Origin of the sequence: Thalassobacillus devorans, assembly GCF_011761345.1 — a bacterium.
GTDB classification, from domain to species: Bacteria; Bacillota; Bacilli; order Bacillales; family Halobacillaceae; genus Thalassobacillus; species Thalassobacillus devorans.
In genome coordinates this window covers 396,448-413,770 of the sequence record NZ_JAASRY010000001.1, presented here as the reverse complement: position 1 = coordinate 413,770, position 17,323 = coordinate 396,448, and the positions used below count along the sequence as shown (strand labels likewise).

13 protein-coding genes are annotated in these 17,323 nt (G+C 40.2%); 4 read left to right on the top strand and 9 right to left on the bottom strand.

Features of this window, described 5'->3' with window-relative positions:
- The first annotated feature begins 19 nt into the window (after positions 1-19).
- Together FHS45_RS02025 and FHS45_RS02020 are read left to right on the top strand one after the other, a co-directional pair.
- Complete coding sequence (locus FHS45_RS02025) at positions 20-1,192, top strand: M20 metallopeptidase family protein (protein ID WP_229717799.1); 1,173 nt, start codon at positions 20-22, stop codon at positions 1,190-1,192.
- Positions 1,185-2,483, top strand: a complete 1,299-nt coding sequence (locus FHS45_RS02020) for a Zn-dependent hydrolase (RefSeq protein WP_062444858.1) — start codon at positions 1,185-1,187, stop codon at positions 2,481-2,483. The genes FHS45_RS02025 and FHS45_RS02020 overlap by 8 nt, the downstream gene beginning before the upstream one ends.
- 259 nt (positions 2,484-2,742) lie before the next feature.
- Here FHS45_RS02020 and FHS45_RS02015 read toward each other — a convergent pair whose 3' ends face one another.
- The 7 genes from FHS45_RS02015 to FHS45_RS01985 all read right to left on the bottom strand — a co-directional run bounded on the left by FHS45_RS02015 (position 2,743) and on the right by FHS45_RS01985 (position 9,813).
- A complete protein-coding gene (locus tag FHS45_RS02015; protein ID WP_062444856.1) occupies positions 2,743-3,408 on the bottom strand; it encodes a lysozyme family protein in 666 nt (221 codons plus the stop codon).
- A gap of 126 nt (positions 3,409-3,534) precedes the next feature.
- Entirely contained in the window at positions 3,535-4,749 is a 1,215-nt protein-coding gene (locus FHS45_RS02010; protein ID WP_062444853.1) for a M24 family metallopeptidase, read from the bottom strand.
- 94 nt (positions 4,750-4,843) lie between these two features.
- Positions 4,844-5,551, bottom strand: coding sequence for a GntR family transcriptional regulator (locus tag FHS45_RS02005; RefSeq protein ID WP_062444851.1), 708 nt, complete (start codon positions 5,549-5,551; stop codon positions 4,844-4,846).
- A gap of 319 nt (positions 5,552-5,870) precedes the next feature.
- The gene (locus tag FHS45_RS02000) at positions 5,871-6,881 is read right to left on the bottom strand and encodes a FecCD family ABC transporter permease (RefSeq protein WP_062444849.1); all 1,011 of its coding nucleotides are present in this window, start codon (positions 6,879-6,881) and stop codon (positions 5,871-5,873) included.
- Complete coding sequence (locus tag FHS45_RS01995) at positions 6,878-7,888, bottom strand: FecCD family ABC transporter permease (protein ID WP_062444847.1); 1,011 nt, start codon at positions 7,886-7,888, stop codon at positions 6,878-6,880. Before FHS45_RS01995 ends, FHS45_RS02000 begins: the two co-directional genes overlap by 4 nt.
- A gap of 199 nt (positions 7,889-8,087) precedes the next feature.
- Complete coding sequence (locus FHS45_RS01990) at positions 8,088-9,017, bottom strand: iron-hydroxamate ABC transporter substrate-binding protein (RefSeq protein ID WP_062444845.1); 930 nt, start codon at positions 9,015-9,017, stop codon at positions 8,088-8,090.
- The gene (locus tag FHS45_RS01985) at positions 8,968-9,813 is read right to left on the bottom strand and encodes an ABC transporter ATP-binding protein (protein WP_062444843.1); all 846 of its coding nucleotides are present in this window, start codon (positions 9,811-9,813) and stop codon (positions 8,968-8,970) included. The genes FHS45_RS01990 and FHS45_RS01985 overlap by 50 nt, the downstream gene beginning before the upstream one ends.
- 153 nt (positions 9,814-9,966) lie before the next feature.
- On the opposite strand from FHS45_RS01985, the gene FHS45_RS01980 reads away from it, so the two are divergent.
- Positions 9,967-11,016 (top strand): NAD(P)/FAD-dependent oxidoreductase, encoded by a 1,050-nt coding sequence (locus tag FHS45_RS01980; RefSeq protein ID WP_062444840.1) that lies wholly within the window; start codon positions 9,967-9,969, stop codon positions 11,014-11,016.
- Between the two features lie 226 nt (positions 11,017-11,242).
- Positions 11,243-11,749: a sigma-70 family RNA polymerase sigma factor gene (locus tag FHS45_RS01975; RefSeq protein ID WP_082412012.1), complete on the top strand. Its 507-nt coding sequence runs from the start codon at positions 11,243-11,245 to the stop codon at positions 11,747-11,749.
- A 208-nt stretch (positions 11,750-11,957) separates the two neighbouring features.
- Here FHS45_RS01975 and dptH read toward each other — a convergent pair whose 3' ends face one another.
- Both dptH and dptG read right to left on the bottom strand, forming a co-directional pair.
- Positions 11,958-15,917: a DNA phosphorothioation-dependent restriction protein DptH gene (dptH, locus tag FHS45_RS01970; RefSeq protein WP_166761344.1), complete on the bottom strand. Its 3,960-nt coding sequence runs from the start codon at positions 15,915-15,917 to the stop codon at positions 11,958-11,960.
- On the bottom strand, positions 15,898-17,322 hold the full coding sequence (gene dptG / locus FHS45_RS01965; RefSeq protein ID WP_062444834.1) for a DNA phosphorothioation-dependent restriction protein DptG: 1,425 nt from the start codon (positions 17,320-17,322) through the stop codon (positions 15,898-15,900). The genes dptH and dptG overlap by 20 nt, the downstream gene beginning before the upstream one ends.
- Position 17,323 lies beyond the last annotated feature (1 nt).

Here is a 17,323-nt window from a genome sequence, read left to right as displayed (position 1 = left end):
ACAGCTAATGTATTCACAAATGCTAGCACAACTCGAAAAAGAATATCCCAGCATGGTGGCATGGCGGCGTCATTTCCACGAGCATCCTGAACTATCCTTTCAGGAAGTAGAGACACCTAAGAAGATTGCTTCTTTCCTGCGTGAATTAGGGCTGGAAGATGTAAAAGAAGGAGTCGGCGGCCGTGGTGTGGTCGCCAAAATCCATGGCGGTCTTCCCGGGAAGACCATCGCATTAAGAGCGGACTTTGACGCCCTTCCAATCCAGGATGCGAAAGACGTGGCGTACAAATCGAAAGTTCCCGGCGTTTCGCATGCCTGCGGACATGATGCTCACACAGCGACATTGCTGCATACAGCGAAAGTACTCTATGAAAACCGCGCTGACTTACAAGGCACGATAGTACTGATCCATCAGTTCGCCGAGGAACAAACCCCAGGTGGAGCAAAGCCGATGATTGATGACGGATGTCTGGAAGATGTCGACGTGGTATATGGTACCCACCTCTGGTCCACGTTTCCCGCAGGGGAAATTTTCACGAAAAGTGGACCATTAATGGCCGCGTCTGACCGATTTCATATCCAGGTTACCGGAAAAGGAGGCCACGGCGCCCTCCCTCATGAAACAAGGGATCCGATTGTCTGTGGTTCAGCGATCGTGCAGAGTTTACAGCAGATCGTCAGCAGAAATGTCGATCCCCTGCAATCAGCCGTGCTTTCGTTCGGGGCTTTCGAATCTGGCGGACCATTCAACGTCATACCGGATTCAGCAAGCATCCTGGGAACAGTCCGAACTTTTTCAAAGGATGTGCAGACTATGGTCAAAGAGCGTCTGTCAGAAATCGCAGACCATACTGGAAAGGCCTACGGAACAGCATGCACCCTAACCTACGAAGATGGCTATCCAGCCCTTCTTAACCATGAAAAAGAAACAAATCACGTACAACAGGCAGCTCGTGTACTATTCGGGGTAGATGCTTGCCAGGAAATGACGCCAATGATGGGCGGCGAAGATTTCGCCTATTATCTACTCGATAAGCCTGGGGCCTTTTTCTTTACAGGTGCTGGACATCCAGATGCTTTCCCGCACCACCACCCTCATTTTGATATCGAAGAAAAAGCGATGCTGCAAGCGAGTAAAATGTTTATTAAATTAATAGAAGTCAGTAATGAGGAGGCAGCTGCAGATGGATAAACGAGTATTGGAGTGGAAAGAAGCTTATGAAATGCTTCCACGTCATCATCATTTACCTATTGATCGATTCATCCATCATTTCAATGAAATAAACAGTATCGGCTCTACAGGAAGCGGAGGAAATAGCCGATTCCCTTATACCAAGGAATATCGGGAAGCCGTTGAAATTGTGAAAGAACGGATGAAGGCGATCGGGATGTCCGTCCACGAAGATGCGATTGGGAATGTCTATGGTAAAGTGAAAGGTATCTACAACCATAAGAGCCTGATGCTTGGATCTCACATCGATACCGTACCGGACGGTGGAATGTTTGATGGCTTGCTGGGCGTGGTTTCTGCCTTAGCGGCGGTCGAGTCTTTCATTGAACAAAACGGGATGCCAAAATGGTCAATCGAAGTTGCCGTTTTTGTTGACGAAGAAGGATCGCGGTTCAACCATGGATTATTCGGAAGCCGAGCAATGGCCGGAGAAATAAATAAAGAAACACTGGACGAATATAAAGATGATCAAGGTGTCACGATAGCAGAAGCAATGAAAGCGGACGGATTGCAGCCAGAACAGCTGGAATATGTCGAAAGGGACTTGAATCAACTAATCGGCTATCTGGAATTGCATATCGAACAAGGAATTGTTCTCGACGAAAACAAGGAACAAATCGGTGTTGTGGAAGGCATCGCAGGACCGGCAAGAGAAACATTCACCTTTACCGGCAGCGCCGACCATGCTGGAAATACACCAATGCATATGAGAAAGGATGCCCTGATCGCAGCGAGTCAATTTATTGCAGCTATTGAAAAACTCCCGGAGCAATTCAGTGAAACGGCCGTGGCTACTGTAGGAAAAATAACGAACTTCCCAAATGGAACGAACGTCGTGCCCGGTAAAACAGAAGTGACCGTCGATATCCGTGATACGGATGCAGCTGTAAGAGAAGAACTGATTCAAGCAATTAAATATACGGCTAAACGCATTGCTGATACAAGAGGATTGACCCTTGAGGTCTCCAACGGCATCCGCGTAGCTCCGGTTCAAATGGATGAAAATATGACCAACATGATCGAGGAAGCTTCAAAAGAATTGAACCTGGCTTACCGTAAAATGCCAAGCGGCGCCGGCCATGACGCCATGATTCTTGGCAATAAAGTTCCAACCGGAATGATTTTTGTGCCGAGTCGTAACGGCAAAAGTCACACACCGGAAGAATGGACGTCCTTAAGTGACTGCCTGGATGGGATTCTGGTGATGGAACGCACACTAGGAAAAATCCTTTCCAATTATAATGCAGAATAAAAAATAAACGTGCCTGTCCTCCTACTAGGACAGGCGCGTTTTTGACTTCTCATAAACCCAGGTCGCCACCCGGCGCACTATTCTCCTCCCCCAGGGTGCCTGAACCTCGCCTACCCACTTCCATAAGAAAGACTCCTTCTGGTAAAACCAAATAAAAATCATAACACCCCTTAAAGTGGGTCAGACACCCGTCGCATGGACACAAAAAAGCTGTTTCCTAAGCCTCTTACAGACTTGGGAAACAACCTTTTCCATTCTATTAAAAATTTGCCACTTCCATATTGTTCTCTTCATCATAATAGTTCAATACGGCATCTACATAATAAATATCACCGTAACATGCATCATACTGCAAAGCCTCTTCGCGAATACAGCTATAGATCCCGGTATGCTCTAACTCTTCGTACTTCATCGCAGAGAATTCAATCGCTAACTCTTGTGTGTATTCCCCGCCATTATTCCTGACATAATCGATAAATCCAGCTCCGAAATTATACGATTGCAAAGCTAATTTAACGTTATAATCAGCTTTCTCCAGTGTGAGCGCAAAGTAGGAAACTCCTTGTTCAATCGATTTTTCCGGGTCATCAATACAACCGACAGAACCACAATAAGATTCGGAAGCCTGCATCGGATCGTTCCCTCGCCCACCAGACTCTTGCATCATCAAGGCGAGAAGAATAGGAACATAATCTTCTACTCCCTCTTCTGTTGCGTACTTCTCCACTTTATCTTCATACTGCAACACCTGCTTTGATAGATTGCCCTTTTTTTCATTAGTAAGGCTGCTTATCACACTTTCATCGATCGGGTTGTTTGCAAATAGCTGAATAGCTCCAATGACAAGCAGTAACGGGAGAACATTCTTGAAGAAAACTTTTCTCAACGCTATTTTGAACTTCCTGATAGTTTTGCTTCTAGCCATGTCTTCTTCTCCCTCTCGCAGAATATCTATCTATATTCTATCATCCTACGATCAGGTTGGCTCTTTTTTAGCATCTGATAAAGAATCCTTCTTTAGGAAGTAGTAACTTTAACCTGTTTTTATTATTTATCTTAATAGTTTCTTTTCAAATGGGAAGTCTGAGAAGTTCTCCACGCCATCCTCTGTTACAAGTAGCTGTTCTTCAAGTTTGACTCCTTCTTTTCCGCTTGGAGAGCCAATATAGCTTTCTACAGAAAGGACCATGTTAGGTTGAATAACGCCATCATATCCTTTCTCTTCAAAATCTTGAGGATAGACAATATAAGGATACTCTCCACTTAGACCAGTTCCGTGAGCGACAGTGAAATAGCGGTTAGGGAAGAATTCATCTGGAATCTGCCAGCTTTTCTCTGCATATTCACGGAAAGACATGCCTGGTTTCAAAAGATCCGTATTGTATTGGATTTGTTCATAAGCGGTTTGATACAAGCGTTTTTGTTCATCCGTCGGTTCTCCGTTTCCACAATAGAACGTGCGGCTGATATCTGTGAAGTATCCGAATGGGCCATTCATATCCGTATCGAAGGCTACTAACTCTCCGTCATTAATGACTTTATCACTACACTCCTGGAACCATGGATTCGTGCGGTTACCGGAGCTGAGAAGTCTCGTTTCTACATAATCCCCGCCTTGAGAAATGTTCACGGTGTGAAGGTGGGACCACAATTCATTTTCTGTGATTCCAGGCTCTAATGCTTGCTGCATACGGATCATTCCTTCTTCCGCTGTTTTAACTGATATTTTCATGGCTTGGATTTCTTGATCGTTTTTAATGCTTCTCGCATGTTCAATAGGTTCTTGACCGTCTACGATTTCGATGCCTTCTTTCGCAAGCTCTATGGCTCCGACAGATGGGACATAGTCAATGGCCAGCTTTTCATTTTCCCCCGCATGAGTGCGGAACAGATCGGCAATTTCTTTTGCCCATTCACCAGCATTATCATAAAGGTTCTCCCCTGATGCTACATAAGAAAGCGTAATGGCGGGTCTAACCTCATCAATCGTTTCAATTCCCTCTGAAAGGTGCTCGCAGTTCGGAAAGTCAAATAATGTAACAGGACCTTCTGTTGGGATAAAAGCATAGCGAGCCGGGTTTCGTAACATGAATACTTGCATGTTACGGCTTCCCGTTGCATATCTCAAGTTCACGGGATCAAAGATGACTATGCCCCCATATCCAAGTTTCTTTAATTGTTCACGTACTCTGCCTAAACGGTATTGTCTCATTTTAACAATGTCAATTTGTGTTTTATCGTGCCGGATACTTGTTAATTTGCCCATGTTTAACCTCCGTTACAGATTTATCTTCTATTAATCCACAACAAACATGTTACAACAAGATTTAACTTATTACAATAAGTTATCCGTTGGTAATTTAATCAATTTCAATCGTGTATTTAAAAGCTTTTGTCGTATATTTGGTGGTACTATATTCAATAGGTTTGGAGTCGATTCCCAGTGTAGTTCTTTCAATGGTAATTAAAGCTTCCCCTGCTGAGACACCTAGTATATCAGCTTCATATTGCGTAGCATTGTCAGCTGAGACGTGTTCTTTTATATTCGTGTGATAGATACCGTGATTCCCTAAGGTTGAAAAAAAGTCAAATTTCTTATCGGCCACCTGTTCAATTACATCACCTATAGCCAATGGAAGGTACGATTGTTGAATGGCGATCGGTTTACCATCTGCCATACGCAGCCGCTCCATATAGAAAATATCTGCTGTTTCTGGAAGAGAAAGCTGATATTTGGCATGGTAATGAGTCTGACTTTTCTCCATACGTAAAAGGATGACGGCCATATCTGTACCTATCTCATGATGGATGACTCCAGGATTACCGAGACCGTCCTCTGGTATTTCTTTTACTTTTGTAGGAGCACCGCGGCTCGTCTCCAGGATGCCATTTTGGACGAGATCACGGATGGCTTGACGAATGGTTGTACGGCTGACATTGTATTGTTCCATCAGTTGACTCTCAGAAGGGAGGGTATCTCCTGGTTTCCAGATCCCTTCTTTTATATTGGACACTAACTTGTTTTTAATTTGGATATATAATGGTAACTTTTTTTGATCTTTACCCATGGTCTAAATCTCCTTCTACATGAATACTAATCCTTATTCTATAGAAGATGGAACATCCTTGCCAGCTTACGCCTTTTTCAACTTTCTAATCAAATGGCGATTTAATTTAGAGTCGTAAATGTTCATTCACTAGTAATACCTCGATTTTTGATCCTTCTGTTTAGGGGAGAATTGTCCAATGCGAGATGGCCGTTCTCCCCCAACCAGGGTGCCTGAACCTGGCCCACTCACTTCCACGAGAAAGTCTCCTATTGGTAAAACCAGCTTATATTCATAGCTCTCCATACAGTGGGTCAGTCACCCGACGCCATACATCGAGCTAAACCTTCTTCATCAACAAATAGATAAAATAAGGCGCTCCGATCAACGCGGCCATAATTCCTGCAGGAACCCCATCAGGCTCCAGCACATTGCGTCCGATTGTATCCGCAAATAAGAGAAGCCAGCCGCCAAGCAATAAAGCCAATGGCAGGAATAATTGGTTTCTTGGACCGATTAATGATTTAGCAAGGTGCGGTGCCATCAGCCCGATAAAAGCAATCCCCCCGGTTACCGAAACGGCAGAAGCAGCAAGCGCCACGGCCGTAACCAGCAGGACAATCCGCTCTTTTTCAACCGCGAGGCCGACACCAACAGAAACCGGTTCACTTAGCCCCAGGAGATTCAGCCGGTTGGACTTATACAATGTAAAAGGAATCAGGATGATCAGCCATGGCAATAAAGCCAAAATAAATGGCCAATCCGTCCCCCATATATTCCCCGCGAGCCATTTCGCAATAAAATCTACTTTTTGCCGTTCAGCGGATGATATGAGCACGACCATGGCACCGGATAACGCCATCGAAAACCCGACACCGACCAGGATCAGCCTCGTCGGCTGAACCCCCACTTTTCGCTGGTAAGAGAAAACATAGATCAGGCAGGCGGTCAGGAAGGCTCCAACAAAGGCTGCGATCGGAAGAAAATACACGAACGAGCCTGCTTCAATTGGAAAAAACAAAAAAAACACAGCGACTGCAACACCAGCACCGGCATTGATCCCGATGATGCCAGGATCCGCTAAATCATTTCGGGTAATTCCTTGCAGAATAGCCCCCGAAAGTGCCAGCGCCATCCCTGCCAAGAGCGTAATAATGATCCGGGGCAGTCGAATCGAAAACAGGACGAATTCTTCTTTAAAGGTTCCGTTTCCAAGCAATGTCGGGAGAATACGGTCAAAAGATACAGAAGAATAGCCCATCCCCATACTAACCAGGATCGTCACGATAATTAAGCAAGTTAGTATAACCATAAGCATGCGTTGTTTTTTAATAAGATCCGGATGTATCATGAGAAACTCCTCCCTCCCTTTTGTACAATAAATAGGAAGAAAGGCAATCCCATCAGGGAGATGATGGCTACCACAGGTGTTTCATACGGTGCGTTGATCGTCCGGCTGACCGTATCAGCCAATAGCATGAAAGCAGCACCGAATACAGCCGACATTGGGAGGATCGAGCGATAATCCTTTCCGACGATCGGGCGTACAATGTGAGGAATCATCAAACCAAGAAACGCAATATTCCCGACCACCGCTACGGCAGTGCCGGTAAGCAGGATAATCAGGATAAACAAGATAGCTTTAATCTGCGTAGTTTTCTGCCCGAGACCTACGGCTACTTCCTCATTGAGACTGAGGATCGTCAGCTGCCTGGCAAGCAAAAAGGAAATCACCAGACCAATCAGGATGAATGGCAGAATCACCTGGATTTGTGTCCAGGAGACCCCGACTAACCCGCCGGCTGTCCACATCGACACATCCTTCGATACTTTAAAAGTAAGACTGACACCTTCCGCTACCGCAAACAAAAACGCAGATACCGCAGCACCGGCCAGGACGATCCGAAACGGAGAGAATCCTCCCCTTTTTAACGAGCCAATGCCAAACACGAGTCCTGCCCCGACACCTGCTCCGATAAAACAGGCGATCGTCATTCCAAAATAATTCGTCGCTGGGAAAATAGCCAGCGTAACAGCGAGAGCGGCATTAGCTCCGGCCGTCAAGCCGAGCAGTCCAGGGTCAGCGAGCGGATTTCTCGTCATTCCCTGCATGATGGCACCGGCAACGGACAAACCCGCACCGACTAAAATAGCGGCGATTTCTCGAGGCAGCCGCAATTCACGAATAATGTTGACGCTTTCCGACTTCACATTAGAAGTCAGCGCCAGCCATACATCGCGTGCTGTTGTCTCTGCTGCACCCAAAAGCATCGCTACTGCGAATGAAAGGCTTAATACGACCAAGCCGATAATAATCTGATATGTAAATGAACATGTAAGCTGTTTGTCCTTAGTCATAGAAACCCCATCTTCTCTGTAAAATGATTCAAAAAGAAAAGCGCAAGCGCCCGGAAAGACACGACACGCATAAGCAAAACGGCTGGAGGAAGGCGTCCTTCCCTTCCGCAAGACGGGTTGCTTATGTCGCGAGTGTCTGGGCGTTGAAGCTAGCCATATAAGAAGAGGAATTCAACGGATGAATTCCTCTCATAGTTTACTAGTTTAGAAATGCGTCTTGGAATGTCTCCAGCTGATACTCCAATGTCACCGGATCGTTGAAGTAAAACTCCTTGGCATTCACTTCGATGACCTGGTCATTTTTCACGGCCGGAATATTCTTGTACGTCTCTGTATCCTGGAAAGAGGTTTCGGAATCGGCATTTTTACTGAACACGACATAATCGCCGGCATACTCTGGAAGTACTTCTGGAGAAATGGCATAGTAGCCGTCTTCGAGCGCCATCTCTTTTACTTTTTCAGGCATCTTCAGGTCCATTTCCTGATAAAGAATTTCTGTGCCTCGTCCCCAGTTGTCGCCAAATACATATAATTGCTTTTCGAAGTTTTCAATGACGGAAACGGTAGTATCTTCCCCGATTTCAGCACGGATGTCCTCGCCTGCCTGCTGGGCACGCGCTTTGAAATCTTCCACCCATTGTGTCGCTTCTTCTTCTTTATTCAAAAGCTTTCCGATTTCAATATGCTGCTCTAAATAATCCAGGCTGCCATATGTATAGGTAACAGTTGGAGCGATCTCCTGCAGTTTATCGACATTTTTAATGTTCGAAAGTCCAATGATCAAATCTGGCTCAAGCTCGATTATTTTTTCGAGGTTATCATCGGTAACTTCTTCGACATCCTGTAATTCTTCTTCAAACTTCGGATTCATCTTCGACCAGGCATCCACGCCGACAAGATTGACATCAAGCGCCATCACATTACCGGCAAATGTCGATAGTACAACAACTCGTTCCGGGTTCGCCGGCACTTCTACCGGACCATTTTCGGACTCATATGTAATCGTTTCTGACTTATCATTTTCATTGTCACTTTCTGTTTCACCAGAAGCCTCTTCACCTGAAGTACTTCCACATGCGCTAAGAATAAGCACGAATAAGAGCAGGATTGGCATAAGTATCTTTTTCATTGTCGTCTTCTCCTTTAAGTAAGTTATAAGTGATACACATTGGTTTATTGGTGCGGGGGTCTCTGCCGATTTCCGCATCAATCTTGAATACTTCCTGGAGGACTTCCTTCTGGATCACCGCTTCGCTGGATCCGGCTTTTACAACCTTTCCTTCTTTCAACGCGATGATATGATCGGCAAACCGGGCGGCCTGGTTCAAATCATGCAGCACCATGACAATCGTTCGGCCCTGTTCCCTGTTCAACTTCTGCAAAAGTTCCAGAACCTCGAGCTGATGAGCCATATCTAAATAGGTCGTCGGTTCATCAAGGAAAATCATCTCGGTTTCCTGGGCAAGGGACATGGCAATCCAGACCCGTTGACGCTGCCCACCGGACAACGCATCAACAGGCTGGTACTTGAACGGTAAGATCCCTGTCTCTTCAAGCGCCCAATCAATGACCTCGATATCTTTTTTGTTCAAACGGCCAAACCCTTTCTGGTAAGGGAACCGTCCATAAGACACCAATTCCCCGACTGTCAGTCCGGCAGCACTTTCCGGATTCTGTGGGAGAATCGCCATCTTTTTGGCCAGCGATTTAGTGTCTTCCATTGAAATACTGGCACCATCAAGAATCACCGATCCCGATTGATATGGAATGATCCGTGTCATCGCTTTCAATAAGGTGGATTTCCCACACCCATTGGAACCGATGATCGTGGTGATTTTCTGATCTGGTATTTCCAATGTCAAATCACTGACAATCGTTTTTTCCCCATAGCCGATATGTAGACGTTCAGTTGATAAACGGCGCATCGTGAAGCCTCCAAATAAAATATTTTGTTGAGAATGATTATCACTTTCGTTTATAATGATACTATAAGTCGGCTCGCTCGCTTTGTCAACAACATTTTCCATATAAGGTTTATCGGTTTAAATGGATTTACATATTGGAGGGGGAGTAATTTCATGGAAAAGGAATGCTTTGATGTTACCATTATCGGCGGAGGACCTGCAGGGCTTTATTCTGCCTTTTACAGTGGACTACGGGAAATGAAAACAAAAATCATCGAATTCCAGCCGCAATTAGGCGGGAAAGTTCAAATATATCCAGAAAAAATGGTCTGGGATGTCGGCGGCCTCCCTCCCGTTCCAGGAAAGCAGCTCATGGACCAGATGATCGAACAGGGATTAACGTTCAACCCGGAAGTCGTTCCCAATGAAAAAGTGGTTTCCATCTCACGTGATGAAACGGACACCTTTCTACTCGAAGCGGCATCAGGAAGAGTTCATTATTCCAAGACAGTCATCGTTGCGGTAGGCAGCGGAATCTTAATGCCGCAGAAGCTGAACATTGAAGGAGCGGAGAGATTCGAACTTGGCAACCTCCACTATACCGTCAAATCACTGAAAACATTTAAAGATAAAACGGTCATCATTTCAGGCGGCGGTAATTCAGCGATCGATTGGGCAAATGAACTGGAACCAGTCGCCAAAAAAGTATACTTAGCTTACCGGAAAGATTGCCTGAACGGCCACGAAGCGCAAATCACCCAATTAGAAAACAGCTCGGTCGAATGTTTTCCATATACGACGATCTCGAAGTTACTGGCTTCAGAAGACCATGAAACCATCTCACAGGTGGAACTGACCAGTAATCAGACCAGTGAGAGCTTTTACTTAGAGGTAGATGACGTCATCGTCAATCACGGCTTCGATCAGGACACCTCATTACTGAAAAACACCAAATTTGATATCCAGTTAGTCGATCAATACTTCGTAAAAGGAACAGCAACGAGCGAAACCTCGGTAGAAGGCGTCTATGCAGCAGGAGATATCCTGAACCATGAAGGAAAGCTGAACCTAATCGCCGGCGCCTTCCAGGACGCAGCCAATGCCGTCAATAAAGCGAAACAATTCATCGAACCAGATGCCAATGCTGTAGCCATGGTGTCTTCTCATAATGATGTGTTTAAAAAGAGAAACCGTGAACTAGTACGGGAATTGACCAAGAGTTAAATTTTAATTCAAAAAACAAGCACCTGAATATATTCAGGTGCTTGTTTTTCTTTTCCTCCCAATATCCTTATTAATGCGCATCATTTTCCGTGCGAAAAATCACGAACCAGGTAAGGGATTTTGTCGAAATATGTCAATTATATGTACTTTTAAATAACTATATTCCCTAAATCTAATTACCTATATATAATCAAGAAGCTGGCAATAAAATGAAAGTACTTTCGGAATGGAAAGTAATATGATCATTGATTTTACAAGCTACATACCCAAATATGAGAAAGTAATTTACAAATTCATTCACAAATTCCCTCTTCTAGACCAAGAGGAATTATACCAGGAAGGTCTACTCCTCTTATATGAAACATTACAAACACACGACCCTGGCCGCTCCACCTTATGTACTCACTTCTACCATAGAATCAACTATCGATTCCACGACCTTCAACGTATTTATAAGTCCAATACAAACACCCTTAATAGTTTAAGCATTACTCCAATGCCTTACACCCCATCTCAACAATTGGATACTTTTCTTGTAGAAGAGATATTTCAGGTACTCAACGAAAAGCAAAGTAAATGGTTCCAATATCATTTCTTGAATGGTTTGACTTACTCCCAAATTGCAGGATTAGAAGATACAACGATTGCTGCTGTGAAAAATTGGGCTAGGGAAGCAAAGAAGGTTCTTAAACCGTTTCTAACATCTTATTGGACTGACGACGAGGAGCTATAAGTATAACTTCTTGACAAATAGTATAAGACCTCTATTATATTCCAATTATAAGGAAAACCCTCCTTCTTCCATATATAATTAGCTGCTTTTCAGGCTGTTTATACTCATAACAATACTTTTTCCTTATGCTTTCAAGGTGAAATACTGAGTTAAAAGGCGCAGCTTCTATAAAAAAGAAACCACGCCAAAAAGTTTAACTTTATATTTCTTATTCCGTCAAAAACTTAAATATTTGTTTTTTTACATCTTTTTTGTATGGAGGAGTCTTATTGGAATAAGAATACTTTAAAATATTCTCTTTCGCAAAGTCGGTTGCCTCACTAGTCAACCATTTTTCCAACTCATTAATTTCATTAACAAGACATGGATTCAAATCATCTTCTTTAGACATCTCTATTACCAACGTACCGTTCTTAACTTCATTAGAACGGACAAATACTCCTCTTTTATAGGAAACAATTGCTCCTTTACCAATGTAGGAATCTAAATAGGATACAAACTCATAATTACCCTTCTTTAACTTTTGCGTTATGTTTTTAGATAATTCATAGTCTTTACTGGTAAAGAAATTCGTCTCTACCATACGTTTTGCATTTGAGATAAATAACTGAATAAAGAAGTTCTGATAAAAGCACTTCATAAAAGATTGCTCTTTAGTAACAGTTTGGGATTCCAGCAGACTACTAGTTTGAGCAATTTGTTCTCGTGCCTTTTTAATCACACTTTCATGATTTTGCCCTATCTTAACTTCAATTGGATATAGATGCACTTTAATATCGTCATCTATTTCTTCCAAGCCAATTAACAACACATCATCACTATGTGAACCTTTCACACCTAAATTTTTAGCAGTGAATATACCACCTGTTTTATTTAGGCTTACTGCTCCAGCCACTCTTAATACTTCTTCTAATGAAATAGGAACCCAAAGGATATCTGAATGATTAAAATAAGCTAACGATGCTTTAATAGCTGCAATTATACTAAGTTTCTCTTCTGTGAAGTATCCTCTGTTTCCGATTATTTTTAGTAACCATTCTCCATTAATTGTATTGAAATAAGAGATTGTACGCTCTACAGCTTTAGGTTTATTTTCATTAGCTATACTCATTGAATCAAAGAATTCTTTAATAACATCATAATATTGGTTAGATCTACTTGTTACTGTAATAGCATCATATCTGCTCGATGAGGAATATTGGTCATTATAATGAATTACTAATAAGTCATCAATCGAACTTTCAAAAAAATCAAGATCTACTCCTGGATCCACAAATGTTACCCAGTTTGATGAATGAAGAATATTATGAATTACATTCATATCATCCAACGCAGTACGTGAAACAATACCACGCCCCTTCATATAGGTGTTACTCGCTTGGTTAACCATATTAGATGCTATCTCATTCACATAATATGAACAATTCAATAGCAAATCATCAGATTCTATAGAATAGTCTTTAATACCAAATCCGCTTCGATAATCTTCCTCAAACTTTTTGGATGGTACTGAAGAGTATAGACCACTCATTGTGATTCCTGATTCAAGTTGATCCATTGGTTGCGACGCATAATTATTCTGAGCCTCCATTTTATAGAAGGAAATATGAGCATATTCATAGTTTTTTGCTTTACTAGTAACGTAAAACTTAATATTCCTATGCAATTCTTTAAGGAGATCCACTGGCGAAAGATTAGTATCCTGTGCCTTTAACTTTAAATCGAATCTTTGCTCAAATTCTTCAACTTCACTAATTTCTGCGAATTTATCACAATAACTATCATCTAGATGATCACGATAAACGTTAACTATAATTGGTGGCAATTTACTATTTTGTTGTTTATTCTTTTTCTCTATATACCATTTTATCAGCCCTTTTATGGCCTGCTTGTCATTTAAAATATTGATAATGTTCATTTTTAGAGGTGCATTAGAACCAGACAGAAACAAGTAAGAAAAATGCTCTTCAAATTGGTGTAATTTATCTTTAACTACTTTATCCAGATAAAGATCTGCGTCAACCACATTAGATGTATCCTTTTTTTTATAAATAATCCATCCAGGGACATATTGTTGTGAATCAGGAGTATATACATCATCTCTATAATCATAAATAAATGGTAATAAGCTATCTGGTTTCAGTCTATCTAAAATTCCCTGATCTATCTCTTCATCACTTAACTTTTCAAGCTTACGTAATTCAAAGGCAACATTTAAAGGGTGGAACGGTGACAGCCAAATCTCATCTCCACTATTCTTATAAATTATACCTAATTTAAATAAGCTCTTACTCTTATTTCCTGCTGGTTGAGTATCATCTATAACAGCAATCTCTTTAATATATTGCTCAATATATTCCTTACCACGCTGTTGTATTGTCTCATTCCAATACACTAAGGATGGTGCCTTCTTCAAGAAACCATTTACGAAACGATTGTAAGCATTCACTAGTTCAGGGGACAGTTTAATTTCATCATTTTTAGTAAAGTGACCGTTATTATAAAAACCAGTATAAGCTATATCAGCTAACCATTCTTCTTCTATATCTAAAAATTGTTTATAATCATTATATATATAATATTCATGGGCTTGATTACTCGTTATCTTTGTTCCCTTTTTATTAAAGTTAGCTTGAGATTCTCTTTTTATTTTAGCCAATTTGTTTGATTTTATTGGTATTACATCTGGTCTCTCTCCCGCTAGCTCAATTTTAACTTCTTGACTTTCGTAGGACACCTTAAAAATAAGTCGTTCTTCACTGTCTAAAATTTCGTTTGGAAGTTCATAATTCATCCCTTCAATATTATCAATCTCAAGTAGAGATTGATCGCCCTTTACTTCTTTATTTTTTAACGGCTCAACCCCTAGGGTGATATTATTACTATCCAATGGAAGTTTTAATAATCTATCTTTATAGTTAACTTCAAATGAGGTATGGTATTCTTGAAAAATCAAGTCTGAATAAGGTAAAATACAAATGTTAAATTCCGCTTTTAACGAAGCTTTATCCTCATGCTTATAAACAATACGCTCAAAAGTAACATGATTACCTTTTTCCGGTGAGATTACCACATCTATTGCCCTTTTTTTCACTTTAACTTCTGCTTCCCCATAATGTTGAAGGAAATCTTGATGTAAACCATCAATTTCACTATTTTTCACATCTATATTTAGAGAAAAACTTAGTTTATTAGGATTTTCAGTATACATTAAAAGTTGATATTTTCTTTTACCTGCCCCTTTATCTGACAATGGACGTATAAAGTAATCACATCCTATACTGGCAGGAATTTTAATTTTTTCAAAAGAGACATTGGTCTTTTTTGAAGAATTAGCCCTACGCATATTAGATTGAAAGACTTTAGAAAAATCCAGCTCTCTCCAGTTATCTTTTTGAAACTTAGGAATATCCTTCTCTAAAAAAAGACGTTCATATTCGGCATCATCTTGATTTAACTTATTTAGTGTTTCTAGCTTAGAGTAAAGTTCTTTATTCTTCTGTATACGTTTTTCTAAATTACTTCCTTTTGAATGACTTAATTGCTCATCCCGGAACATACCTAAATTTTGGTAATCTTTTTGTGTTAGCTCACCATTATTAATAATCTCAATAACATCTTTATAATCATAAAAAGTTGTAAACTGTACAGCTCGTTCTTTATCAATTTCTGATAAATGTTTTGTTAAAACAATTCTATCTGTTGGGTCTATAACTTTCTCTTGTATTTTATTTTTTAATAACTTGGATAGTTCATTAGGGTGTAGTGGCATTCCTTCGCTCTGAAGTGATATGCTCCCCCCACTAATAGAGTCAAGATCCTCTTTTATAATACTAAGTAATGCTTTACCCTTCCATTTATCTACTTGATCTCCTACTCTATTCCTAAGAGTTACTAAAAAGTCATTCGTAACTTTAGAGCTTGCACTAGCTATTACTAAATCAGCACCATTACGATACAACATTTGAGGTGTTAAAAAATAACCACCATTTTCAAGTTTATAATCAAACATCTCGCTTGCACATTTTTCACCTATAGCCTCTTTAAGGTTATTAATATCGCCTTGATTATTTAATATTAGAAAATACCTATCTCCAGCTTGAGGTGTATTCCTAGAAAAGTTTTCATATATTAAATCTGCTATAAAATTAAAGAATTGGTTTGACATATTGTGCATCACCACTATCACTCTTCTTTTCTATATAATTCTGTTGCTCTAACAATTTAACCGCTTCTCTTTTTGAATAATGATCAAATAATATTCCCCTTCTCTTCAATTCTTTAAAGAAAGTTTTCAATGGAATTTTTTTATCTCCAACAGCCACAGCACTTAACATTAAAAACTCATCTTGTTTAAGCGACAATAGGTATCCATGTTTTCCTCGTCCCTTTAAAAACCTTCCTTTACCTAGTCTGTCAATATGTTCTCCAAAATTTTTACGAACATCGTTACTCATACCTATTTGCAGTTGATTAAATAATACTTTAAACAATTCTTTAAATTCTAATTCATTTTTCAATTCAGGAGGTACATCCGTATTTATTAGGTTAGAATATGTCATAATCCAATTTCTAAGTTTTTCCTTTTCTTTCTGTGTTTCCTCCGGATTTAGTTTTTCTAACTCCTGGATTATCTTTGAATAAGATTTAAGTTCATCACTTGGATTGTGTAATTCATGGTTATGGCTTAAGTGTGACATAGCATGGAAATGAACAAAGAGGTTAATTGCATTTGTCTTTATAAATTGATAATCATGTACTGCTTCACGATACCCACCAACTCCAGTCTCCCAGTCTAAAGTAAAATGAAATGGATCCATCTCATCTACGTCTTTTTCATTCCCAAACTTTTGAGCGCTTTTCAGGAATTGCAACACATATTGAAACATATAATAATGAATTATTTTAAAGAAATGTGTAATAAAGTATTCCTTTTGTTTACTTAAAAACAAAAAGTCTTTAAAGAAAATATCACTAATAAAAGGTAGTACGTTTGAGTATCTTGTATGTCTTATTTGATTTTTGATTGGTTGTGTTTCAAGTTCAGGTAACCCATTGATAATTAATTCTGTTAGTAAATTATCTGTTTCTTTAGAAGAAAACAATGATGTTAATTCAGTTTTTTGATAAAAAAATAAATCAAAAATAAATCTAGCAAACTTTTCTTTTTCATTCTTATTTTTATTTGTAGTCTCTATATAATTAAATAGATATAAATGTAAAGGTTTTAACTCTTTGTTATTTTTAAATAGATAATCCTCCAAAAAATCCGCTAAGATGTCATGATGCTCTTCATCTGGGAAGGATACTTTTTCAATTACATTATTAATTAAAGTGTAATCTGAATAAGTGTAATCTCCTTTATATTTAAATTCAGGTTTAGAAACGTTATTCATTATCCTAACGAGTTCACCAATAATTTCGTTAACTCCCTCATTAATTACTTTCGTCCGATGAGAGGTGAATGGAAAAGCATATTTCACTTTACCATGCTCATGTGAACTTAAACCATTTTCATTTTTCTTTTTACTCAATCTACTTTCTATTTCTTGAAAGTTAAAATATCCACTCATC